This window comes from Staphylococcus sp. URHA0057 (assembly GCF_000620265.1).
GTDB classification, from domain to species: domain Bacteria; phylum Bacillota; class Bacilli; order Staphylococcales; family Staphylococcaceae; genus Staphylococcus; species Staphylococcus pasteuri.
In genome coordinates, this window is sequence record NZ_JHVS01000001.1 from 58,774 (window position 1) to 82,797 (window position 24,024).

At 31.9% G+C, this 24,024-nt stretch carries 23 protein-coding genes and 1 other RNA gene; 22 read left to right on the forward strand and 2 right to left on the reverse strand.

The features are described 5' to 3' along the window. Positions 1–67 precede the first annotated feature (67 nt). From aroC to N524_RS0100385, 16 genes are all read left to right on the forward strand, one after another. Entirely contained in the window at positions 68–1,234 is a 1,167-nt protein-coding gene (gene aroC, locus N524_RS0100310) for a chorismate synthase (protein ID WP_029055329.1), read from the forward strand. 24 nt (positions 1,235–1,258) lie between these two features. Next, entirely contained in the window at positions 1,259–2,323 is a 1,065-nt protein-coding gene (gene aroB / locus N524_RS0100315) for a 3-dehydroquinate synthase (RefSeq protein WP_029055330.1), read from the forward strand. Positions 2,324–2,334: 11 nt separating this feature from the next. Then, on the forward strand, positions 2,335–3,636 hold the full coding sequence (gene aroA, locus N524_RS0100320; protein ID WP_029055331.1) for a 3-phosphoshikimate 1-carboxyvinyltransferase: 1,302 nt from the start codon (positions 2,335–2,337) through the stop codon (positions 3,634–3,636). 2 nt (positions 3,637–3,638) lie between these two features. Further along, positions 3,639–4,883 (forward strand): tetratricopeptide repeat protein, encoded by a 1,245-nt coding sequence (locus tag N524_RS0100325; protein WP_029055332.1) that lies wholly within the window; start codon positions 3,639–3,641, stop codon positions 4,881–4,883. A gap of 15 nt (positions 4,884–4,898) precedes the next feature. Beyond that, on the forward strand, positions 4,899–5,474 hold the full coding sequence (locus tag N524_RS0100330) for a YpiB family protein (RefSeq protein ID WP_029055333.1): 576 nt from the start codon (positions 4,899–4,901) through the stop codon (positions 5,472–5,474). Beyond that, positions 5,464–6,060: a DUF1405 domain-containing protein gene (locus N524_RS0100335; protein ID WP_029055334.1), complete on the forward strand. Its 597-nt coding sequence runs from the start codon at positions 5,464–5,466 to the stop codon at positions 6,058–6,060. Before N524_RS0100330 ends, N524_RS0100335 begins: the two co-directional genes overlap by 11 nt. A 44-nt stretch (positions 6,061–6,104) precedes the next feature. Beyond that, the gene (locus tag N524_RS0100340) at positions 6,105–6,800 is read left to right on the forward strand and encodes a zinc metallopeptidase (protein ID WP_017637971.1); all 696 of its coding nucleotides are present in this window, start codon (positions 6,105–6,107) and stop codon (positions 6,798–6,800) included. Positions 6,801–7,017: 217 nt separating this feature from the next. After that, on the forward strand, positions 7,018–7,335 hold the full coding sequence (locus N524_RS0100345; protein ID WP_017637972.1) for a nucleotide pyrophosphohydrolase: 318 nt from the start codon (positions 7,018–7,020) through the stop codon (positions 7,333–7,335). A 38-nt stretch (positions 7,336–7,373) separates the two neighbouring features. Then, complete coding sequence (bshA, locus tag N524_RS0100350) at positions 7,374–8,513, forward strand: N-acetyl-alpha-D-glucosaminyl L-malate synthase BshA (protein ID WP_029055335.1); 1,140 nt, start codon at positions 7,374–7,376, stop codon at positions 8,511–8,513. Next, entirely contained in the window at positions 8,506–9,708 is a 1,203-nt protein-coding gene (locus N524_RS0100355) for a CCA tRNA nucleotidyltransferase (protein WP_029055336.1), read from the forward strand. The genes bshA and N524_RS0100355 overlap by 8 nt, the downstream gene beginning before the upstream one ends. Next, positions 9,695–10,666 carry a biotin--[acetyl-CoA-carboxylase] ligase gene (locus N524_RS0100360; protein WP_029055337.1) on the forward strand — a complete coding sequence of 324 codons (972 nt, stop codon included), beginning with the start codon at positions 9,695–9,697 and terminating at the stop codon, positions 10,664–10,666. Before N524_RS0100355 ends, N524_RS0100360 begins: the two co-directional genes overlap by 14 nt. Positions 10,667–10,690: 24 nt before the next feature. Beyond that, the gene (locus tag N524_RS0100365; RefSeq protein ID WP_029055338.1) at positions 10,691–13,387 is read left to right on the forward strand and encodes a helicase C-terminal domain-containing protein; all 2,697 of its coding nucleotides are present in this window, start codon (positions 10,691–10,693) and stop codon (positions 13,385–13,387) included. A gap of 110 nt (positions 13,388–13,497) precedes the next feature. Then, positions 13,498–14,790, forward strand: coding sequence for an asparagine--tRNA ligase (gene asnS / locus N524_RS0100370; protein WP_029055339.1), 1,293 nt, complete (start codon positions 13,498–13,500; stop codon positions 14,788–14,790). Positions 14,791–14,976: 186 nt separating this feature from the next. Further along, a complete protein-coding gene (locus tag N524_RS0100375) occupies positions 14,977–15,660 on the forward strand; it encodes a DnaD domain-containing protein (protein ID WP_017637978.1) in 684 nt (227 codons plus the stop codon). Next, entirely contained in the window at positions 15,653–16,312 is a 660-nt protein-coding gene (gene nth, locus N524_RS0100380) for an endonuclease III (RefSeq protein ID WP_017637979.1), read from the forward strand. The genes N524_RS0100375 and nth overlap by 8 nt, the downstream gene beginning before the upstream one ends. A 5-nt stretch (positions 16,313–16,317) precedes the next feature. Further along, a complete protein-coding gene (locus N524_RS0100385; RefSeq protein ID WP_026083522.1) occupies positions 16,318–16,647 on the forward strand; it encodes a YpoC family protein in 330 nt (109 codons plus the stop codon). A gap of 141 nt (positions 16,648–16,788) precedes the next feature. Here the strand turns inward: N524_RS0100385 and N524_RS0100390 are convergent, their stop codons facing one another. Further along, complete coding sequence (locus N524_RS0100390; protein ID WP_029055340.1) at positions 16,789–19,047, reverse strand: transglycosylase domain-containing protein; 2,259 nt, start codon at positions 19,045–19,047, stop codon at positions 16,789–16,791. Next, positions 19,044–19,670 (reverse strand): Holliday junction resolvase RecU, encoded by a 627-nt coding sequence (recU, locus tag N524_RS0100395; protein WP_017637982.1) that lies wholly within the window; start codon positions 19,668–19,670, stop codon positions 19,044–19,046. The genes N524_RS0100390 and recU overlap by 4 nt, the downstream gene beginning before the upstream one ends. 322 nt (positions 19,671–19,992) lie before the next feature. Between recU and N524_RS0100400 the strand changes: the two genes are divergently transcribed. The 6 genes from N524_RS0100400 (at position 19,993) to N524_RS0100420 (ending at position 23,853) form a co-directional block, all read left to right on the forward strand. Further along, the gene (locus N524_RS0100400) at positions 19,993–20,325 is read left to right on the forward strand and encodes a DUF1798 family protein (RefSeq protein ID WP_029055341.1); all 333 of its coding nucleotides are present in this window, start codon (positions 19,993–19,995) and stop codon (positions 20,323–20,325) included. An 11-nt stretch (positions 20,326–20,336) separates the two neighbouring features. Then, positions 20,337–20,903: a DUF1273 domain-containing protein gene (locus tag N524_RS0100405; RefSeq protein ID WP_017637984.1), complete on the forward strand. Its 567-nt coding sequence runs from the start codon at positions 20,337–20,339 to the stop codon at positions 20,901–20,903. Between the two features lie 10 nt (positions 20,904–20,913). Further along, positions 20,914–21,258 carry a cell division regulator GpsB gene (gene gpsB, locus N524_RS0100410; RefSeq protein WP_017637985.1) on the forward strand — a complete coding sequence of 115 codons (345 nt, stop codon included), beginning with the start codon at positions 20,914–20,916 and terminating at the stop codon, positions 21,256–21,258. A 127-nt stretch (positions 21,259–21,385) separates the two neighbouring features. Then, positions 21,386–21,766: RNase P RNA component class B (rnpB, locus tag N524_RS13075), an RNA gene on the forward strand. A 186-nt stretch (positions 21,767–21,952) separates the two neighbouring features. Beyond that, on the forward strand, positions 21,953–23,089 hold the full coding sequence (locus tag N524_RS0100415; protein ID WP_017637986.1) for a THUMP domain-containing class I SAM-dependent RNA methyltransferase: 1,137 nt from the start codon (positions 21,953–21,955) through the stop codon (positions 23,087–23,089). A gap of 125 nt (positions 23,090–23,214) precedes the next feature. Further along, positions 23,215–23,853 (forward strand): SDR family oxidoreductase, encoded by a 639-nt coding sequence (locus N524_RS0100420; RefSeq protein WP_017637987.1) that lies wholly within the window; start codon positions 23,215–23,217, stop codon positions 23,851–23,853. Positions 23,854–24,024: the final 171 nt, after the last annotated feature.

Genomic DNA, 24,024 nt, shown 5'->3' on the forward strand with positions numbered 1-24,024 from the left:
TGATTGTGATATTATTAAACACATATAATAATTCATAAAAGAACTAAAGAGAAAGGAGTGTGCTTTAGTGAGATATTTAACTTCAGGAGAATCACATGGCCCACAACTAACAGTAATAATTGAAGGTGTTCCAGCTAATTTAGAAATTAAAGCTGAAGATATTAATAAAGAAATGTTTAAACGACAAGGCGGATATGGTAGAGGTCGTCGTATGCAAATTGAAAAAGACGCTATCGAGATTGTTTCAGGTGTAAGAAATGGCTATACACTAGGTAGTCCGATTACATTAGTCGTTACGAACGATGATTTTACTCATTGGAGAAATATCATGGGTATTAAACCGATTAGTGAAGAAGAACGAAAAAATATGAAACGTACTATTTCTAAACCAAGACCAGGACATGCTGATCTTGTTGGCGGAATGAAATATAACCATAGAGATTTACGCAACGTCTTAGAACGTTCTTCAGCTAGAGAAACAGCTGCTCGTGTAGCAGTAGGTGCTGTTTCTAAAATATTATTAGCTCAATTAGATATTCATATATATAGTAGAGTTGTAGAAATCGGTGGCATAAAAGATGAAGGCCTTTATGATGCAGAGACATTTAAATCTAATATCGATAAAAATGACGTTCGAGTTATTAATGAAGATATTGCTCAACAAATGAGAGATAAAATTGATGCAGCTAAAAAAGAAGGCGATTCAATAGGTGGCGTGGTTCAAGTAATGGCAGAAAACATGCCAGTAGGAATCGGAAGCTATGTTCATTATGATCGTAAACTAGATGGTCGTATAGCTCAAGGTGTAGTAAGTATTAATGCATTTAAAGGAGTTAGCTTTGGCGAAGGATTTAAAGCCGCTGAAAAGCCTGGTAGCGAAATTCAAGACGAAATTATGTATAACGAAACTCAAGGATACTATAGAGCTTCAAACCACTTAGGTGGATTTGAAGGTGGTATGTCAAACGGAATGCCTATCATTGTTAATGGTGTAATGAAACCTATTCCTACATTATACAAACCATTAAACTCAGTAGATATCAACACAAAAGAAGATTTCAAAGCAACGATTGAACGCTCTGATAGTTGTGCTGTTCCAGCAGCAAGCGTTGTTTGCGAACATGCAGTCGCTTTTGAATTAGCTAAAGCATTATTAGAAGAATTCCAAGCTAATCACATTGACCAACTAAAAGCACAAATCGCAGAACGTCGACAGTTAAATATCGAATTCTAATCCTCATAAATCAGGTGAATAAATATGAAATTAAATACAACTTATCAAGATAATAATTATCCAATTATTGTTGAGCATGGTGCTATTAATCAACTACAAGATTTCACTCAATCTTATGATCAGTCATTTTTTATCATTGATGAAACAGTGTATCAACATTTCAAAGATAAAATAGATCACTTTATTAGTGTGAATCACGCTCATAAAATAATCATTCCATCGGGTGAACAAACGAAATCTTTTAATTACTTCCATGAAATTGCCGAACATATTTTAAGCTTTCAAATTACGAGAAATACAGCAATTATTGCTATTGGTGGAGGCGCAACAGGTGACTTTGCAGGATTTATAGCTGCAAGTGTATTAAGAGGCGTGTCATTTATACAAGTCCCAACAACTATCTTAGCCCATGATTCAAGTATTGGTGGTAAAGTTGGAATTAATTCTCAACATGGTAAAAACTTAATCGGTGCATTTTATCGACCTAAAGCTGTTATTTATGATTTAGATTTCTTAACAACATTACCTTATAGTGAAGTACTAAGTGGTTATGCAGAAGTCTATAAACATGCATTACTAAATGGTCAAGAAGACACTAGCAATATTGAACAACATTTTCCTAATAAAGAAGTATTAGCGTCATTAGATGATATTGAAACATATATTTATAAAGGTATCGAAACAAAGCTAAATATCGTTGTGAATGATGAAAAAGAGCAAGGTATTCGTAAGTTTTTAAATTTAGGGCATACATTTGGCCATGCTATTGAATATAAATATAAAATTCCACATGGTCATGCTGTGATGATAGGTATTGTTTATCAATTTATCGTGTCTAATCAAATATTAAAAACCACATATGATATTGATCATTATCTTAATTATTTAGACTCACTAGGATATCCAATTAACATTATAAAAGAGTTAGAATTCGATGATATTTATCAATATATGCTTTTAGATAAAAAGAATAACCAAGATGGCATTCAAATGGTTCTAATGAAATCATTAGGTCATGCAGTTGTAGAACACGTAAACAAATCTACACACTTAGCTGCATTTAACGAACTTCAATCAAAAATAAAGTAGGTGAATAAATGATGTCGATTACACAAACAATTGATATTAATGGTCCTTTAACAGGGAACATTGAGGTGCCTGGTGACAAATCCATCACGCACAGAGCAATTATGCTCGCATCATTAGCAACAGGACAAACAACTATATATAAACCATTATTAGGTGAAGATTGTAAAAGAACGATGGCCATCTTTGAACTTTTAGGTGTAACAATCACCGAAGAAGAAGATCGTATTATTGTTGATTCACCTGGTTATCAAAATTTTAAAACGCCACATCAAGTTCTGTATACAGGTAATTCAGGCACAACAACACGTTTATTAGCCGGATTGTTAAGTGGTGTTGGTCTGGAAAGTGTATTATCGGGAGATGTTTCAATCGGTAAACGTCCAATGGATAGAGTATTAAAACCATTACTAAAAATGAACGCACAAATTAGTGGCGTGGATGGTAATTACACACCCTTAATTATTAAGCCTTCAAACATTAAAGGCATGCAATATACTATGGAAGTAGCTAGTGCCCAAGTAAAAAGCGCTATATTATTTGCTAGTATCTTTTCTAAAGAATCTTCTAGCATCACAGAAATAGATGTTAGCCGTAATCATACAGAAACTATGTTTGAACATTTTAATATTCCTATTTCAGTTAATGATAAAACGATTACTACCAAACCATTAGCAGTACAACATATACAACCACGTGATTTTCATGTTCCAGGCGATATTTCTTCTGCTGCATTTTTCATCGTTGCAGCCTTAATCACACCTGGCAGTGATGTTACAATTCATAATGTTGGCATTAACCCAACTCGTTCAGGTATCATAGACATCGTTAAACAAATGGGTGGTCATATTGAACTTAGTGACATAACAGAAGAATCGGAACCGACTGCATCTTTACGTGTGCGTTATACACCAAATTTAAAACCCATTCAAATATATGGAGAACTTGTACCGAGAGCAATTGATGAATTACCCGTCATTGCATTACTTTGTACACAAGCGTCAGGTACGAGTGTGATTAAAGATGCAGAAGAATTAAAGGTTAAAGAAACAAACAGAATTGATACGACAGCAGATATGCTAAATCAATTAGGTTTTGAATTGCAACCAACAAATGATGGTCTTATAATCCATCCTTCTGAATTTAAAACTAGTGTCACAGTTGATAGTCAGACCGATCACCGTATAGGAATGATGTTAGCTGTTGCATCACTACTCAGCTCAGAACCTTTATCCATAGAACAATTTGATGCAGTTAATGTTTCATTTCCAGGTTTCTTACCAAAATTCAAGCTTTTAGAAAATGAGGGAAAATAGTAATGGAAGATATCTACAAATTAATAGACGATATCAATTTACAAAAATTAACAAATTTAGATACTCGTGTAAATGAAGTGCTGAGTTCAAATAACGATGATGCATTATTCATTTTAGGTGAAACACTTTACAACTTTGGTTTAACACCACAAGGTTTAGAAGTATTCCGAACGCTTTATCACAGATATCCAGACGAAAGTGAATTACTTATTTACTTTATTGAAGGGCTAATGTCAGAGAACCAAACTGACGAAGCGTTAGAGTATTTAAGTCAAGTTGAAGAATCTACAGAAAAATTAATGCTCGAAGCAGATTTATATCAACAAATTAATATGCTTGAAGTCGCTATCGATAAAATTCAAGCCGCGATTCAATTAGAACCTAATGATCCAATTCTACATTTCGCTTTAGCAGAATTACTATATTTCGATGGGCAATATTTACGTGCTAGCACTGAATATGAAACAGTACTTGAAACTGGTGAATATGAAGTCAATGGTATTAACTTATTCTCTAGACAAGCAGATTGTAGCTTACAAAGCGGAAATTATAGTGATGCTATTCGCCTATATGATGAAATTAATGAAACTGAGATGAATTCTGAAGATTATTTCAAAAAAGCAATTGCTTATGAAAAAAATGACATAACACAAGAAGCCATTAAAATAATGAAAACGTTATTAACGAAAGACCCTGATTTCTTACAAGGTTATTTCTATTTACAATCATTATACGAAAACGAAAAAAATTATCCGGATGCTATTGAAATTGGTAAAGAAGGATTACGTTTAAGTCAATTTTATAAAGAATTAATGGTTTCAACAGGTAGTATAGAAATTGAACATGGCGATGCGAATGAAGGTGTCACTTTATTAAAACAAGCACTAGAAGTAGATAATGCATATCATGAGCCATTATTGATTTTAAGTGATTTATATAGAAGTGAAGAAGATTATGAAGCACTTATCGACTTGCTCACATATGTAGATGAAGAAGATTTAGACCCTGTGTTTATGTGGCATTTAGCCTATGCCTACGGACAAGAAGAACGTGACAAAGAAGCACAACATTTCTTTGAATTAGCTTATCCAACTTTAAAAACACAATCTGAATTCTTAAGCGACTACTATTTCTATCTCGTAGAAATAGGGCAAAAAGAACAAGCTAAATCTATTCTTGATCAACTACTTGAAATGGATCCAAGCAATGAAACATGGCATGATGAAGCAATGCGTTTACAATCTTAAAAGGAATGGTACGAAATGAATAGCTCCCTTACAAAAATGAAACAAAGTTTTATCGAATATTTGCTATTCCATTATGAATTTAAATCTCGTATTTCAGTATGGGTATTAAATTATTTAAAAGCTAGTCCAAAAAAACTACAACGTATACATTTCGTCGAGGAAAAAATACAACAACATATGACATTACAAATTGCAGAAGTAAATTCAGATGCTTCTGCAATTCAATTTAACGACCATCAACAAGCACTCGTTAACACAAATGAAATTTTCGAAGTTATTGCAAATAACGATATGACTTTTGATATCCAATTGCATTTTTCTTCTGAACATCAACGTGAAAGTCGATTAGACGATTTAATTTTAGCGCAATTAATCCATTCGCCACATTATACATCGTATGTTCAAGATTTGTATTCAATCTCTATGAGTGATCGTAAACAAACAACCTTAATTGAAACACTTCAAGATAATATAGATTTAAGTCTACAGATGAAAGAACAAGAAAGATTTTACCAACTTACACAAATACTTAATATTTTAAAAGCTAAGAAAACTAAACATGATATCGGAGATAACAATAATGACTATTAAACAATACTGGGAAGTTTCATTATATTATCGACCGTTTTTAATATTTTTACTTGTATGTAATGCGATAGGTACAATATATGGCTATGACTGGTATAGTGGTCAGTTGTATATAACACCATCTTATTTTGTTCCTTTTGTTCCAGATAGCCCAACCGCTTCGTTATTTTTAACTATATCCATTGCATTATTGTTATTAAATAAATCATCATCCATAATTGAAGCTTTAGCATTCGTAACTTTAATAAAATATGGTGTTTGGGCAGTGATTATGAACTTGATTATGTTTGTAATAGATGGAGAGGTAACTATTAATGGATTAATGCTTTTGATATCACATGGCATTATGGCATTACAAGCATTTTACTTTTATCCTCGCTTTAAAATAACTATTTTGGGTTTTTTAATTTCATTAATTTGGGTGTTTTTAAACGATTATATGGACTATGTTAAAATGCAATTTCCTTATTATAAGTTTATTGCTTCCCATGTTATTGAAATTGGGGTATTATCTATTTGTCTAAGTATCATTTCGCTATTTTTATATTTATTTCTTAAACAAGTATTGAAAGTTAAATCATTTGATTAAAGTGCATTTTGACAGTAAAATATGATTAAAGGAGAGTGAGTTTATTGTCTTTAATATCAATGATTATTTATTTTGTAATATTAATGGTCATTCCAATGTGGGCTCAACATAAAGTTAAATCTAACTATGAAAAATACTCACAAGTTAGATCCACAAGTGGTAAGACTGGTCGTGAAGTAGCTGAAGAAATCCTACATGCAAACGGCATTTATGATGTCGATGTAGTTAAAGGTGATGGTTTCTTAACAGACCACTATGACCCAAATAAAAAAGTTGTTTGTTTATCTCCTGCAAACTACGATAGACCTTCTGTTGCTGGTACAGCCATTGCAGCCCACGAAGTTGGTCACGCAATTCAACACCAACAAGGTTATGTATTCTTGAGATTCAGATCAGCATTAGTACCTGTAGCTAACTTAGGTAGTTCATTAAGTTACATTGTTATTATGTTAGGTATTGTGTTAACTGCATTAGGTAGTGCCTTTGGATCTACTGCATTATGGATTGGTGCTGGATTAATGTCACTAGCAGTTTTATTCTCAATCGTGACATTACCCGTTGAATTTGATGCCAGTTCACGTGCAATGAAACAAATTACAGCATTGAATATCGTAAATGAGAAAGAGTACAAACACGCTAAAAAAGTATTATCAGCTGCAGCAATGACTTATGTTGCATCAACAGCAGTTGCATTAGCTGAATTAGCACGTATTATTTTAATCGCTAGATCAAGTGATTAATAACTATATGATTTAAATTTAGACACATCCACTGGTTGATATTGTCATACAGACATTATTAACCAGTTTTTTTTATGCTTTTTCATATTAATCATCATTAATCACCATCCCAATAAGCAATAAAAATAAATTACCAACCTTAAATTGCACTAAGAATGCATATCACTTTATTTTGATATATACTATATTAGAAATGCATTCAAAGGAGAGAATTTAATTGAAATCAATGACTCAAATGCAAAAAGAAGTAGATGATTATATTAGTCAATTTAAAGCAGGTTATTTTTCTCCCTTAGCTAATCTCGCTAGACTAACAGAAGAAGTTGGAGAACTTTCTCGAGAAATTAATCATCATTACGGTGAGAAGAAAAAGAAAGATACTGAAGAAGATAATACGATTAAAGCAGAGTTAGGCGATAACTTATTTGTATTACTATGTATTGCCAATTCATTAGGAATCGATATGACTGAAAGTTTTGATGAAACTATGCAAAAATTCAATACACGTGATTATAATCGATTCGAGAGAAAGTAACTATTTTATAAATTGATAATAGAAAGGATGGGACATAAATGAAGATAGGAATAACGTGTTACCCGTCCATGGGTGGCTCAGGTATCATTGCCACAGAATTAGGTATTAAAATGGCTGAGCGAGGTCATGAAGTTCATTTTATTACATCAAACATACCATTTAGAATCCGCAAACCATTACCTAATATCATTTTCCATCAAGTTGAAGTAAACCAATATGCCGTTTTCCAATATCCACCATATGATATTACGTTAAGTACTAAAATTTCAGAAGTGATAAAAGAGTATGACTTAGATATTTTACATATGCATTATGCTGTGCCACATGCGATTTGTGGTATTTTAGCAAAACAAATGTCAGGTAAAGATATTAAAATTATGACGACACTTCATGGTACTGATATAACAGTTCTTGGCTATGACCATTCACTTAAAGGTGCTATTAAATTCGGTATTGAAGAGAGCGATATCGTTACAAGTGTCAGTCATTCATTAGCAGAACAAACTAAAGAAATTATTCATACTGAAAAAGAAATCATACCTATATATAACTTCGTTAGAGAAAATGAATTTCCTACTCGTCATGACGAAAGCTTCAAATCTGATTATGGTATTGAACCACATGAAAAGGTATTGATTCATGTTTCTAACTTTAGATCAGTAAAACGAATTGATACAGTCATTGAAACATTTGCTAAAGTTCATCAACAAATCCCAAGTAAATTAATTTTACTAGGTGATGGCCCAGAACTCATTGATATGCGTCAAAAAACACGAGATCTTGGTGTAGAAGAGAATGTTCTCTTTTTAGGCAAGCAAGATAACGTTAGTGCATTCTATCAATTATCAGACTTAGTTTTATTATTAAGTGAAAAAGAGAGCTTTGGATTAACGCTTTTAGAAGCTATGAAAACAGGTGTCGTTCCTATTGGTTCAAATGCAGGTGGTATTAAAGAAGTCATTAAACACGGTGAAACTGGATTTATTGTCGATGTAGGTGACAGTGACAAAGCGGCTGAATATGCACTTAAACTATTACAAGACAATGAGCTTTATCAACAATTACAATCACAAATGTTATTAGATATAGAACAACGATTTGGCTCAGAATTGATTACAGATCAATATGAACATTATTACCGTCAAATGTTAAATAAAGGTGAGAACTTGCATGAGTAATGAACTATTTGAAAAAGCCAAACCCATATTAACTCAAATACAACAACAAGGATTTCAAGCTTATTTTGTAGGTGGCTCTGTAAGAGATTATCTCATGCATAGAGAAATTCACGATATAGATATTACTACAAGTGCAACACCAGATGAGATTGAATCCATTTTCAGCCATACTATCCCAGTAGGAAAAGAACATGGTACGATTAATGTAGTATTCAATCATGAAAATTATGAAGTAACAACATTTCGTGCTGAAGAGGAATATATTGATCACCGTCGCCCAAGTGATGTTCATTTCGTAAGAGATTTATACGAAGATGTTCAAAGACGTGATTTTACAATAAATGCAATTGCAATGGACACTGAGTATAAGACATTTGACTATTTTAATGGTGAAAGTGATATTCATCAAGCCATTATAAGAACAGTGGGTAATCCTTCTGAAAGATTTGCCGAAGATGCACTTCGTATATTAAGAGGTTTACGTTTTCAATCTCAGCTTAACTTTTCAATAGAAGATAACACGTTCCAAGCTATGGTAAATCAAATTGAAGATATCAAATATTTATCCATTGAACGTATTATCGTTGAACTCAAGAAATTAATCAGTGGTCAAAATGTTGCTACTAGCTATCATCATTTAATTCAATTAGATGCTTTTAAATATATTCCATATTTTGAAAAATTAGACATGCAAAATTTAATAATTGATGAACCTATGCAGTTTGATGTATGGATTGCTATACTTAATGCGAAAATGAATAATGAAGAACCATTATCAAAACTTAAAATAAGTAATAAAGAGCAATCACATATTAAGCATCTGGTTTCAATCATCAATCAATTACCGGAAGTCAATTCAAAATCAGATTTAACAATGATGGTGTATGATTATGATATTAATGATATTTTAACTATTATTAAGCATACGCCAACTCTTTCTAAAAATCACATTAAAACTGCAAGTCCACTGATTATAAATCAACAGACAATTAAAGATTCATATCAACAATTACCTATTAATCAACGACAACAACTAGCTATAAACGGGAATGATTTGATGCAACATTTAAATCAACAAGGTGGTCCTTGGGTCAAAGATGTCTTAAGAAAAGTAGAAGTTGCCGTCGTAACTAACAAAGTAAGCAATACGTATAATGAAATAATGAAATGGGTGGATAGTCATGTCAAAATATAGTCAAGATGTTGTAAGAATGCTATATGAACATCAACCTGAATATATTTCAGGTCAATACATAGCAGATCAACTTAATATTTCAAGAGCAGCTGTTAAAAAAGTCATTGATCAATTAAAATTAGATGGTTGTGATATTGAATCTATTAATCATAAAGGGCATTTACTAAAAACACTCCCAGATCATTGGTATAGTGGTATTGTTAATCCGATTATCGAGCAACGTGATTTATTTGATCAAATAGAAGTAATGAGTACAGTAGATTCAACACAATTAAAAGCGAAACAAGCGTTAGTAGGTAATCATGATACCTTTTTAATATTGAGTGATGAACAAACAAAAGGGCGAGGTCGCTTTAATCGAAATTGGGCTTCTAGTAAAGGCAAAGGTCTTTGGATGTCACTAGTACTTCGTCCTGATGTACCGTACGCAATGATTCCGAAATTCAATTTATTTATGGCATTAGGAATTAAAGATGCGATTCAACAATTTTCAACTGATGATGTTACGATTAAATGGCCTAATGATATATACATAGATGGCAAAAAAGTGTGTGGTTTCCTAACAGAAATGGTTGCCAATTACGATGCGATTGAAGCAATTATTTGTGGTATCGGTATTAATATGAATCATCAAGAAACTGATTTTGATGAAGAGATAAGACATAGAGCAACAAGTATGCGTATACATTCAGAATACGATTTTAATCGTTATGAATTTTTAGATATATTAATTAAAGAAATTGAAAAGCGATATAATCAATTCTTAAAAGTACCTTTTGAAGATATTCGTGAGGAATATATTGCAGCTACAAACATGTGGCAAAGACCATTACGTTTCACAGAAAATAATGAACAATTTATCGGTGAAGCCATTGATATTGATCATGATGGTTTCTTAATGGTTAAGGACAATCAAGGACAACTTAGAAGGTTAATTAGTGCAGATATAGAATTATAACAATGTAAACTAGGAGAGATAGCTATGGGAATAGCAACATATGCAGTTGTTGATTTAGAAACTACAGGTAATCAACTTGATTACGATGATATTATTCAAATCGGCATTACTTTCGTTCGACAAAACAAAATAATAGGCACATATCATTCAATGATTCGAACTGATTTAGAAATACCTCCGTTTATTCAAGCACTTACTTCAATTGAAGAGACAATGCTTGAACAAGCACCGTATTTCAAAGATATTGCTAATGATATTTATCAACAACTTAAAGACTGTGTATTCGTTGCTCATAATGTCGCGTTTGATTTAAACTTCATTAAAAAAGCATTTAAAAATTGCAATATCAAATACCGACCTAAACGTGTTATGGATACGTTAGAATTATTTAAAGTTGCCTTCCCAACAGATAAAAGCTATCAATTAAGTGAACTAGCCGAAGCACATAATATTCCTCTAACAAACGCACATAGAGCGGATGAAGATGCTACAACCACAGCTCACTTAATGATTAAAACCTTTGAAAAGTTTGAACAATTACCGCTTGATACATTGAAACAATTATATTATTTAAGTAAAGACTTAAAATATGATTTATATCACATTTTATTCGAAATGGTAAGACAACATAAATCCGCAACATTAGATCAACAATTTGGTCAATTTGAGCAAATTATTTATAAAAAGCAAGTAGATTTAAAAGGACCTGTGACTGAATTTAATGGCACATTAAAGACGCTATATAAAAAAGCAACTAAACAATTAGATCTAACATATCGACCACAACAACTTTATTTATCAGAAATTATTTTAGAACAACTTATGCATGGTGAAAAAGCCATGATAGAAGCACCACTTGGAAGTGGCAAGTCTCTAGCATACCTTTTAGCTGCGTTAATGTATAATATCGAAACTGGTCGACATGTTATGATTTCAACAAATACAAAGTTATTACAAAGTCAATTATTAGAAAAAGATATACCGGCTTTAAATAACGCACTCAATTTCAAAGTCAACGCAACACTTATTAAAAGTAAAAATGACTATATTTCACTTGGACTTATAAGCCAAATTTTAAAAGAAGAAACTAACAATTACGAAGTTAGTATACTTAAAATGCAATTATTGATTTGGATTACAGAAACGGATACAGGTGATATTCAAGAATTGAACTTAAAAGGCGGACAAAAAATGTATTTCGATCAGAAGATTGAAACTTATGTTCCAGTTCGTCATGATATTCATTACTATAATTACCTCAAACGCAATGCTCAAAATATCCAAATTGGCGTTACGAACCACGCTCATTTAATTCATTCTGATGCTGAAAATTCAATTTACCAGCTATTTGACGATTGTATTATTGATGAAGCACATCGCTTACCTGATTATGCACTTAATCAAGTTACAAATGAATTAAACTATGCAGATATTAAATATCAGTTAGGGCTTATCGGTAAAAATGAAAATGAAAAATTATTAAAAGCCATAGATCATTTAGAACAACAACGTATTTTAGAGAAATTAGATATAGCTCCAATAGATGTGTTTGGTCTGAAATCAAATATTAACGATATTCATGAACTTAATGAACAGTTGTTCAATAATATTTACAATATTGTACAAAACGCAGACGTATATGACGATGACATACACAAATATCATTATGTTTACGAATTTGACAATGATCAGATTATCAAAGATTTACATCGTTTAATACACAAATTAAACAAAACATTAGAAGTGTTTAATGGCATGAGTCACAAAACTATAAAGACTATGAGAAAGCAATTATTATACCTAAAAGAGCGTTTTAGACAAACAGAACAAAGTTTGAAAGATAATCATACAAGCTTTATTTCAATTAAAAATTTAAGCCAAAAATCAACGATTCGTTTACTTGTAAAAGATTATGCTGTTAAAGATATTTTGACACAACAAGTCTTAGATAAATTCAAATCCTTAACATTTATTTCAGGAACATTAACGTTTAATCAGTCGTTTGACTCCTTTAAAAATTGGTTTAACAAAGATTTTAAATTTAATACGTACGAAGTGGCATCAGCATTACAAAATACTAAAAACACTAATGTATTTATTCCGTCGGATGTCGCACCATACAACTATAAGAATGTCGACGATTATGTAGCATCAATTGTTAATTATGTTATTGAATATACAACGACAACAGAATCTAAATGTTTAATCCTTTTTACAAGTTATAAAATGATGCATATGGTTCAAGATATGCTTAATGAACTGCCTGAATTTGAGGATTATGTCATATTAACGCAACAACAAAATCAAAATTATAAAATTGTTCAACAGTTTAACCACTTTGATAAGTCTATTCTTTTAGGTACTTCAACATTCTTTGAAGGTTTTGATTTTCAAGCTAATGGTATTAAATGCGTCATGATTGCGAAATTACCGTTTATGAATAAAAACAATGCTAAATATTGGTTAATGAATTCTGAATTTACATCAACTTTTAAAGATTATGTATTACCTGATGCTGTGACACGTTTCAGACAAGGTTTAGGACGCTTAATACGACATGAAAATGATAAAGGATTAATTGTGTCATTCGATGATCGTCTCATCAATAGTAATTACAAAAGTTTCTTTGAACAAACATTAGAACATTACCGCCAGAAAAAAGGTGACATTAATCAATTTAGTAAATTATTATCACAAATCCAAAAATCAGTGGATAAATAAAAGTTGTGTGATAGGATACACATACTTTTAATTCAACTTGTAGAAGTTGGTAATATATTTTGTTAAAATAAATAAGTATTGAAAAAAGATAAAATAATAGGAGACTGGTTATGAATACAACGATTAAACAAGCAAAACAACATCTTAACCAAGAAGTGACAATTGGCGCTTGGTTAACTAACAAACGTTCTAGTGGTAAAATTGCGTTCTTACAATTACGTGATGGCACTGGATTTATGCAAGGTGTAGTAGTGAAATCAGAAGTAGACGAAGATGTTTTTAATTTATCTAAAGAAATTACACAAGAGTCTTCTTTATATGTAACTGGTACAATCACTGAAGATAACCGCTCAGATTTAGGCTACGAAATGCAAGTTAAATCTATCGAGGTTATCCATGAGGCTCATGATTACCCAATTACACCAAAAAATCACGGTACTGAATTCCTTATGGATCACCGTCATTTATGGTTACGTTCTAAGAAACAACATGCTGTTATGAAAATTAGAAATGAAATTATTAGAGCAACTTATGAATTCTTTAATGACAATGGTTATACAAAAATTGATTCACCAATTTTAACTGCAAGTGCTCCAGAAGGCACAAGTGAATTATTCCATACTAAATACTTTGATGAAGATGCATTCTTATCACAAAGTGGGCAACTATACCTAGAAGCTGCAGCTATGGCTCACGGATATGTATTTTCTTTCGGACCAACTTTCCGTGCAGAAAAATCAAAAACAAGACGTCATTTAATTGAGTTTTGGATGATTGAAGCAGAAATGGCATTTACTGAACATGCAAGAAGTTTAGAAATTCAAGAACAATTTGTTGCACACGTCGTACAATCAGTACTTAAAAACTGTAAATTAGAATTAAAAACATTAGATAGAGACACATCAAAACTTGAAAAGGTTGCTACGCCATTCCCTAGAATTTCTTATGACGATGCAGTTAAATTCTTAAAAGAAGAAGGATTTGATGATATTGAATGGGGCGAAGATTTCGGTGCACCACACGAAACTGCTATCGCTAATCATTATGATTTACCAGTATTTATCACTAATTATCCTACAAAAATTAAACCATTCTATATGGAACCTAACCCTGAAAATGAAGACACAGTATTGTGTGCTGATTTAATTGCTCCAGAAGGTTATGGTGAAATTATCGGTGGATCAGAACGTATCAATGATTTAGAGTTACTTGAACAACGTATTAATGAACATGAATTAGATTCAGAAGCTTATAGCTATTACTTAGATTTACGTCGTTATGGTAGTGTACCTCACAGTGGCTTCGGTTTAGGATTAGAACGTACGGTTGCTTGGATTTCAGGCGTAGAACATGTACGTGAAACTGCACCATTCCCACGTTTATTAAATCGTTTATACCCATAAGCATCATTCATTTAAATTTAAGTTATTATATTACATGTCGTCCAGTCGTATAAATAGACTGGGCGTTCATTTTTATCTTATACTAATTTATAATGATGCATTGCATTTTATTAAGGGCATCCATAAAAATCCTTCTATTTAATCAAATATAATGAAGGTCTAAATTTTAATGATAGGAGGGGTACAATGGACAAGTTTCAATTAAAAACTCGACCTGTTGTGATTCGTCGTGAATTATTAGATCATTACAGTGAACTAGGTATAGATGAACAAGATTTAATCATTTTAATCAAACTTATTTATGCATCAGAAACATCAAATAAACAACCATCCATTGAATCACTTCAACAGGGATCTACGATGCAACCACGTGAAGTTACTGCAGTCATTCAAAATTTAATTCAACGAGAATTATTAGAATTAAACGTTAATAAAGATGAAGAAGGTCGCTTCACAGAATATATGAATTTAGATCCTTTTTATGAAAAACTAAGTCAATTGCTTAAAAAGCAAACAATTGATACCAATGAACAAAGTGATAAAGAAAAGTTTAAAACATTATTCCAAATGATAGAACAAACATTTGCTAGACCATTGTCACCTTATGAAATTGAAACGTTGAACCAATGGATTGATGTTGATAAACATGATATATCAATTATTCAAGCTGCTCTTGATGAAGCAAATAGCCAAAATAAATTAAGTTTTAAATATATGGATAGAATATTGTTAAATTGGAAGAAAAATAATGTCAAAACAATTGATGACTCAAAAGAAATTAGAAAGCAATTTAATAAACCAAAAATGAAACACACTGTTAAGAAAGTACCAAAATTTGATTGGTTAAATGGAGAGAAATCAGATGATTAGTAAGAAAAAAGCACTTGAAATGATTGATGTAATTGCCGATATGTTTCCAGATGCAGAATGTGAACTAAAACATGATAATGCATTCGAATTAACAATTGCAGTACTTTTATCTGCGCAATGCACCGATATATTAGTTAATAAAGTTACTCGTTCATTATTTGCCAAATATAAAACACCAGAAGATTATCTAAATGTAAGTGATGAAGAATTACAACAGGATATTCGTTCCATTGGATTATATAGAAATAAAGCTAAAAATATCAAAAAACTTTGCCAATCTTTACTTGATCAATTTGATGGAAAGATTCCACAAACACATCAAGAACTAGAAAGTTTAGCTGGTGTTGGACGTAAAACTGCAAATGTCGTAATGAGTGTCGCTTTTAATGAACCTTCACTCGCTGTAGACACACATGTGGAACGTGTTTCTAAACGTTTAGGTATTAATCGCTGGAAAGATAATGTAAGACAAGTTGAAGATAGACTTTGTTCTGTCATACCAAAAGACCGTTGGAATAAAAGCCATCATCAACTTATTTTCTTTGGTCGATATCATTGTCTCGCTCGTAAGCCAAAATGTGATATTTGTCCATTGTTCAAAGATTGTAGAGAAGGTCAGAAAAGATACAAAGCAAGTTTGAAAGAAGCGTGAAACATTTGATAACTAAACAAGACTTTGAAGAGTTAGAACAACAACTCGATCAATTCGCAAGCCAAAAACAATTAAAATCAGCAGAAGCAAAACCAGTTATAGATGCTTATTTCGAAATGATTATAAGTTATTTTAAACAAATAAATGAAATCAATGAGTTAAATCTAAATGAGCTTGATAACTATCCAGTTGTTCCTATGAATTTTGGTGAGCGCTATCAATACATGTTAGCAAGAAAATATCATTTTATGGGTTATAGACAAATGAAAACATTAAAATCCGAGTTAATAAAAATGAATGCTTCGTACCAAATTCGTAAAAAAAGAAACCAATAAATGTATTGTGATTCACTAATCATTTCATACTTATAATAAAGTTGAAGTACCCACTGGTTAAATCTAGTAGGTACTTTTTAATTTATATAAAAACAAAAAAACGCCCAAATCCTATTTTAGGATTTGGGCGTTTCGTCTATATTATGAAGCTTTATTATTAAATATTGAATTAAAGCTGAATAGACTAGTTAGGGCATTTCCGTTTTGTTGGGAACTACTATTTGAACTATTTGAGCTGTTAGAGCTTGATGAACCATTTGATGATGATCCATTACTTCCATTGCTGTTACCGCTATTAGAAGATGTTGATGAATCACTATCACCATGTGTGCTCTTATTAGTTGTATTACTATCTGAATGTCCTTTTACTGATAATGAATCAGGGTCACTACCTTCAACTGAGCTTGGTTTTTTAAAGTCTTTACCATCTCTTGAAGAAATGTCTGACATGACTTCTTCAAATAGATATTGTGGATATTCTTGTTCAGAATGTCCTACGAAAGAGTTAGTTCCGTATTCTTTAACTTTGTTGAAGCCCATCCACACTGACATAGTGTATTGAGGTGAGAATCCGTTGATCCAAACATCTTTGGCTGCATTATCAGGTAAGTTATATTGACTATAAACTTCAGCACCGTAAGTACCAGTACCTGTTTTAGCACCCATATTAACACCAGATACGCCGTGACCATAAGCTGAACCATAGGCTTTAAATGTACCTTTAAGCATTTCAGCTAACATATAGGCTGTAGAATCTTTCATTGCTTTATGGCTAGTATGATCATATTCAATAGTGTCACCATCGTGAGTAACAACTTTTTGAATTGAATGAGCATTGTTATAAGTACCACCATTTGCTAATGAAGCAAATGCAGATGCTAATTGAGTTGGTGAGAATTCTGATGAAGAACCACCAAGTACTTCAGATGGTCCAATTTTACCATCGTAATCTAAACCAACTTTAGATGCGAATTTCTTAGGTGCATCGTTACCTGCGCTAGATTTAGTTTGTTGCCAAGTTTTAAGGGCAGGGATGTTGAAACTTTGTCTTAATGCATCATATGCAGAGACAGTTCCGTGACTCTTCGTATCATAGTTTCGGAATGTTGAACCGTCTACTTGATATGAAGATTCGTCTTGAATAGCATGATTAGTTGCCCAATTCATGTTTTCAATAGCTGGACCATAAGCTAAGAATGGTTTTAATGATGAACCAGTAGGATGTGGATCTGTAGCTTGGTTTCTGTCAACGACGTCTTTATAATTACGTCCACCAGAAATGGCTACTAAACCACCAGTTTTACTATCTAAGATAGTAGCACCAACTTGTTGGTCATCGTTTTTGTAGAAGCTACCATTGTTAATCTTATCTTGAAGCGTTTGTTGAACATCTTTATCCATATTTGTATAGATCTTAATACCACTTTGAAGAACGTTACCTAAGTTTTCTTTCTTGAAGTGTTTGTTATTCATTAATTCTGATTTAACAAAGTTCACATAAGATGCTAACTCTGGGTTTTTATCTTCTGTAGTATTTTGACGTTCTTTATCACTTCTTTGAACTAAGTTAGCTTTAACATCGATTTTCTTAGCTTTCTCATATTCTTTATCGCTTATTCTATGATGATAATGCATTAAGTATAATACAGTGTCTTTACGATCTTCAGCTTGTTTAGGATGATCGTAAATATTGTAATTATTTGGTACTTGAGGTAAGCCGGCTAGGTAAGCTTCTTCAGCTAAGTTTAAATCTTTAAGGTCTTTATTAAAGTAATACTTAGCAGCAGCTTTAACACCAGTTACACCATCAGAGTAGTAAATTTTATTCAAGTAAACTTGGAATATTTCATCTTTACTGTACTCTTGTTCTAATCGGTATGAAAGGTAAGCTTCTTGAGCTTTACGACCGATAGATTTTTGTTGTGATAAGAATGAATCTTTAACAACTTGTTGAGTTAAGGTAGAAGCACCTTGAGCCCCAAATCCACCAGTTAAGTTTTTACCTATTGCACCGAATAGACGTTTATAGTCCAAAGCACCGTGATCATAGAAGCGATTATCTTCTGTAGCTAAGACGGCATCTTTCATACTTTGTGGTACATCTTTGATATTCACATGTTCATGACGTTGACCATAATCTAACGTCTTAACTAAGTCACCGTTTTTATCATAAATCTTAGCAGGGATAGGATCCTCTAACTTAGATTCAGTGAATGCAGGTGCTTTCCATGCGTAATATGCAAATAGTAAGATACCGAGTAACAATAGAACAATAAAGGCAATAAACATAAAGCCAATAATCTTAATAATCGTTCTCTTCACATTTCTATTCTTTTTTTCGTCGGACTTCCCATTATTGCCTTTATTTTTAGGCTGAGAAGACCCTTTGTTTTCCGTCATACGCGGTCCTCACTTTCATCTAATATCAACTTATCAACTGCTTTGAGGTAATTCAATCTAGGTTGATACTGATAAGGAATATGGTAACCATTTTTTCGTATTTCTTCAACTGTTATCGATTTTTTAATATCTTTTTTGTATCTATCCCAAAAGAATTCAAATTTAGAATAGGGTAATAGATAAACTTCATCAAGTGATTTAAATCTTATCATTAAAAAAACAATACCTCGTTGTTGGTATGTGTTCTTCATATGATCAACTTGATGATCATGGATATTATTCAAGGGGAAAGAAGTTTTATTCTTCGTTTCCTTTGCTTCAAAATCGATATAATAGCCATTATAGACACCATTATAATCTGTTGTTGAAGGCGTACGAAAATAAGCTTCATTTATCACAGCTTTACTCCGTTTTGGATAGTGAACATTGACTATCTGTACAGGAGTAGGTTTCTTGTGAATGACTGCGATGCCACTTTTTAAATAGTAAGCATTAGAATGCTCAATATCTTTTTCCAGTGACATACCTCGTCCACCATATTCAATATTACTTGAGTATGATGACGATTTGCGTCCGTCCAAAGTCTTATTTTCTTTGTATGGTTGACCATTAGGATAATTCATATATTTCACCACACAAGTCTGGTAGTAAACTGCGATTATTATACACAAGATTTTACAATTAACCAAACTTTTATAAAATTAATGCATTTTTCACTAACCTAAAATACATCAAACCTTATTTTAACGTGCTTTCATTAAATAAACAATAAAAATAGACACATTTATTTCCTTTGTATGCTTATTTAACACGTTTATTTTTATATAAAGCATAGTAAACAGGTAGTTTTTTTATTTAACGTGCAATTTATAACTATAAAAACAATACGTCACGTATGACGGGGGATAAACAATATGATAGATTAATAATGTAGGAGGCTACTAGATGTTAGATATCATTAAAAATTTAATATTAGAAGTCAATCATATGGGCCAAAAATATGAACGAGTTAGAGAAAAAGAGGAAGACGAAGATTTTCATAAAGTTGTAGAACCATATGTTCGAAATATAGATACACAGCTCAATCAACTGAGAGACTATGAACAATCACTCGTTAATACTACATATATGAACAAGAAGAAAGTTGATTTATTATTTAAAAATATTGAAGAACTTTCCGTAGAATGCCATTTTAAACGAACAAGTCGAAAGCTTTTTACAGAAAAAATGAAAGCTGTACAATATGATTTGAATAATATTTTAAAATATAATGTTTAAAGAGGGAAATTATGGTTAAAACTGTTTATATCACTGGATATAAATCTTATGAATTAAATATATTTAAAGATGATGCTCCAGAAGTTTACTATCTAAAGCAATTTATTAAACATAAAATTGAACAGTTATTAGATGAAGGTTTGGAATGGGTATTAATACAAGGTCAGATGGGCATTGAATTATGGACTGCAGATGTTGTTATTGAATTAAAAGAAATATACCCCGAACTTAAACTAGGTGTGATAACGCCTTTCGAGGGACATACATCTAAATGGAATGAACAAAATCAAGCTAAGTACATGAATATTATTAATAACGCTGATTTTACTGAAAGTGTTTTTCATTCTGAGTATCAGGGGCCGTTTCAATTTAAACAAACCGACCAATTTATGCTAGACCATACTGATCAAACTTTATTAATATACGATGAAGAACAAGAAGCAAGTCCTAAATTTTTTAAATCTATGTTAGTTGATTTTATGGAAAAAACAAATTATACTTGTGATATTGTGACGTTTGATGAACTCACTGACTTCATCAACGACTTGCAGTGGTCTCAAGATCAAAGTTTCGAATGAGGTGGAAAAAATGTCAGATGTTTCATTAAAATTATCAGCAAAAGATATTTATGAGAAAGATTTTGAAAAAACTATGGCTCGTGGCTATAGAAGAGAAGAAGTAGATGCTTTTTTAGATGATATCATTACAGATTATCAAAAAATGGCAGACATGAATAATGAAGTTGTAAAACTTTCAGAAGAAAACCACAAATTAAAAAAAGAACTTGAAGAATTAAGATTACGTGTTGCGACAACTAGACCACAAGAGAATAAAAACTTTTCTTCAAATGGTTCTAACAACAACGCATCATCAAACAATGTAGATATTTTAAAACGTATCTCTAACTTAGAAAAAGCAGTATTTGGTAAATAATATTTGAATTGGTTTAGACAAAGCTTTCTATTAGTGTGAGCGTAACACTTTGTTTCCATTTAGATGGGGACTTAAATTTTAAAAGGCTTTGTCTAGACCCTTTTTTATGTTATACTCTCAAAGGTGATATTTTGGGTAATCGCTATAGTGATATAGAGGAAAGTCCATGCTCACACAGTCTGAGATGATTGTAGTGTTCGTGCTTGATGAAACAATAAATCAAGGCATTAATTTGACGGCAACGAAATAACCTACGTTCTTTGAATAGGGTTAGAATAGTTTGAAAGTGCCACAGTGACGTAGCTTTTATAGAAATATAAAAGGTGGAACGCGGTAAACCCCTCGAGTGAGCAATCCAAATTAGGTAGGAGCACTTGTTTAGCGGAATTCAACGTATAAACGAGACACTAACATTTTAAATGTTATGGTAGACAGATGGTTACCACCAACGTACCAGTGTGGCTAGTGCACGTTTAGAGTACAATGGAACAGAACATGGCTTACAGAAATATCACAACTAGTTTAGCTCTCCCATCAAACGGAGAGCTTTTTTTAATGATATATTTACTTAAATCAATTTTACCAAAAATATTTTAATTCACTTTATAAAAATAAATGACTATGTATGATTAAACTTTAAAAGTATCTTTGTTAAAATAAACATAAATCAAATGAATCTAAAGGAGAACAATGCATGTTTCAATTATTAGCAGTATGTCCAATGGGATTGGAATCAGTAGTAGCTAAAGAAATACAAGAATTAGGCTATGAAACACAAGTAGAAAACGGTCGTATCTTTTTTGAAGGTGACGAAAGTGCTATTGTTAAATGTAACTTATGGTTACGTACAGCAGACCGTGTCAAAATCGTTATGGGGCAATTTAAAGCCACAACATTTGATGAACTTTTTGAAAAAACTAAATCATTACCATGGGAAACAATTATTGACCAACAAGGGAGTTTTCCAGTGCAAGGACGCAGTGTAAAATCAACACTTTATAGTGTGCCAGATTGCCAAGCTATCACTAAAAAAGCCATCGTTGAATGTCTAAAACATGCATATAATGAAAAAGGCTGGTTAAATGAAACAGGGGCTAAGTACCCAGTAGAAGTTTCTATTTTAAAAGATAATGTATTACTTACAATTGATACATCTGGCTCTGGATTAAACAGAAGAGGTTATCGTTTAGCTCAAGGTGAAGCGCCAATTAAAGAAACGCTAGCTGCAAGTTTAATTAAATTAGCCAATTGGACTGGCGATACACCATTAATTGATCCGTTCTGCGGTTCAGGGACTATTGCTATCGAAGCATGTCTAATTGCACAAAACATTGCACCTGGGTTTAATAGAGACTTTGTATCTGAAGAATGGAATATCATGCCACCAAATATTTATGATGAGATGCGAGATGAAGCTGATAAGCAAGCTGATTACGATAGAGAGATTCAAGTTTATGCTTCTGATATTGATCCAGAAATGGTTGAAATTGCTAAGCGTAACGCTGAAGAAGTTGGCTTATCAGATATTATTCAATTCAACGTTAAAGACGTCAATACATTAACGATTGATAGTGAAGAACCTATCGCATTAATTGGTAATCCACCGTATGGAGAACGTATCGGTGATAGAGAAGAAGTAGAAGAAATGTATCGTTATATGGGTACATTGATGAAACAACACCCATATCTATCTACTTATATCTTAACAAGTAATAAAGAATATGAGTTTTTAGTTAATAAAAAAGCAACAAAACGTCGTAAGTTATTTAATGGTTACATTGAATGTACTTATTATCAATATTGGGGTAAGAAACCTCAAACGAAAGATTAAATTAATCAAACAGTTCATTAGCACTCTCATTGCAACTATAGTAAAGTTGTTTTGAGAGTGTTTAAATTTAAATTACTGATGAAATTAATAAATAATATAATCAATAGATGAGAGGAGTAATATATATGAAGAATGTTTTAATTATTGGAGCTAATGGTAGAGTGGCCATTGAAGCAACCAAAATTTTCTTAGAAAACTCAAATTTTAATGTAAATCTATTTTTAAGAAATGCACACCGTATTCCAGATTATGGTTCAAACAGAGTAACTGTATTTGAAGGTGACGCTAAAAATCAAAGCGATTTAGAGAAAGCATTAGATAATATCGATATCGTATTCACTGGAACATCTGGTTCACTTAATCGTCATGCTGAAACGATTGTAAAAGCCATGGATGCAAAAGGAATTAAACGTTTAATTTTAATTGCTGCCCCAGGAATCTATGATGAATTACCTGAACCATTTAATGAATGGAACAAACAACAATTTGGCGAGAAACTTAATTTATATCGTCAAGCTGCAGATACAATTGAACAATCAGATTTAGATTATACAATTATTAGACCAGGTTGGTTAACTGATAAAAATGAAAACATTTATGAAATCACTACAAAAGATGGCCAATTCGAAGGTACTGAAGTATCTAGAAAAAGTGTCGCAAACTTAGCAGTACAAATAGCAAAACACCCTGATTTACATTCAAAAGAGAATATTGGTGTATTCAAGCCAGGCACTGAAGGCGACAAACCAGCTTGGTTTGAATAATCCTTCCCTAAATTCATAGGTTTTGAGTAATATATATGATAATATTTTAAGTAATATCATAATCTATGATTATTGGCTTACTCAAAAGAGGTTATGACAAAGTATCTTACATTAAAATTGCGTTTTGGATTTTAAGTCGTTTTGTCTTGACCTCTTCTTTTTTTATCGAAA

Coding starts and splice junctions, on each gene's coding strand:
- aroB (WP_029055330.1), top strand. CDS start 1,259: ATGAAATTAAATACAACTTATCAAGATAATAATTATCCAATTATTGTT.
- asnS (WP_029055339.1), top strand. CDS start 13,498: ATGAATACAACGATTAAACAAGCAAAACAACATCTTAACCAAGAAGTG.
- N524_RS0100360 (WP_029055337.1), top strand. CDS start 9,695: ATGTCAAAATATAGTCAAGATGTTGTAAGAATGCTATATGAACATCAA.
- N524_RS0100390 (WP_029055340.1), bottom strand. CDS start 19,047: ATGACGGAAAACAAAGGGTCTTCTCAGCCTAAAAATAAAGGCAATAAT.
- recU (WP_017637982.1), bottom strand. CDS start 19,670: ATGAATTATCCTAATGGTCAACCATACAAAGAAAATAAGACTTTGGAC.
- N524_RS0100325 (WP_029055332.1), top strand. CDS start 3,639: ATGGAAGATATCTACAAATTAATAGACGATATCAATTTACAAAAATTA.
- N524_RS0100400 (WP_029055341.1), top strand. CDS start 19,993: ATGTTAGATATCATTAAAAATTTAATATTAGAAGTCAATCATATGGGC.
- N524_RS0100375 (WP_017637978.1), top strand. CDS start 14,977: ATGGACAAGTTTCAATTAAAAACTCGACCTGTTGTGATTCGTCGTGAA.
- nth (WP_017637979.1), top strand. CDS start 15,653: ATGATTAGTAAGAAAAAAGCACTTGAAATGATTGATGTAATTGCCGAT.
- N524_RS0100420 (WP_017637987.1), top strand. CDS start 23,215: ATGAAGAATGTTTTAATTATTGGAGCTAATGGTAGAGTGGCCATTGAA.
- N524_RS0100365 (WP_029055338.1), top strand. CDS start 10,691: ATGGGAATAGCAACATATGCAGTTGTTGATTTAGAAACTACAGGTAAT.
- N524_RS0100330 (WP_029055333.1), top strand. CDS start 4,899: ATGAATAGCTCCCTTACAAAAATGAAACAAAGTTTTATCGAATATTTG.
- bshA (WP_029055335.1), top strand. CDS start 7,374: ATGAAGATAGGAATAACGTGTTACCCGTCCATGGGTGGCTCAGGTATC.
- N524_RS0100335 (WP_029055334.1), top strand. CDS start 5,464: ATGACTATTAAACAATACTGGGAAGTTTCATTATATTATCGACCGTTT.
- N524_RS0100405 (WP_017637984.1), top strand. CDS start 20,337: ATGGTTAAAACTGTTTATATCACTGGATATAAATCTTATGAATTAAAT.
- N524_RS0100355 (WP_029055336.1), top strand. CDS start 8,506: ATGAGTAATGAACTATTTGAAAAAGCCAAACCCATATTAACTCAAATA.
- N524_RS0100415 (WP_017637986.1), top strand. CDS start 21,953: ATGTTTCAATTATTAGCAGTATGTCCAATGGGATTGGAATCAGTAGTA.
- aroA (WP_029055331.1), top strand. CDS start 2,335: ATGTCGATTACACAAACAATTGATATTAATGGTCCTTTAACAGGGAAC.
- gpsB (WP_017637985.1), top strand. CDS start 20,914: ATGTCAGATGTTTCATTAAAATTATCAGCAAAAGATATTTATGAGAAA.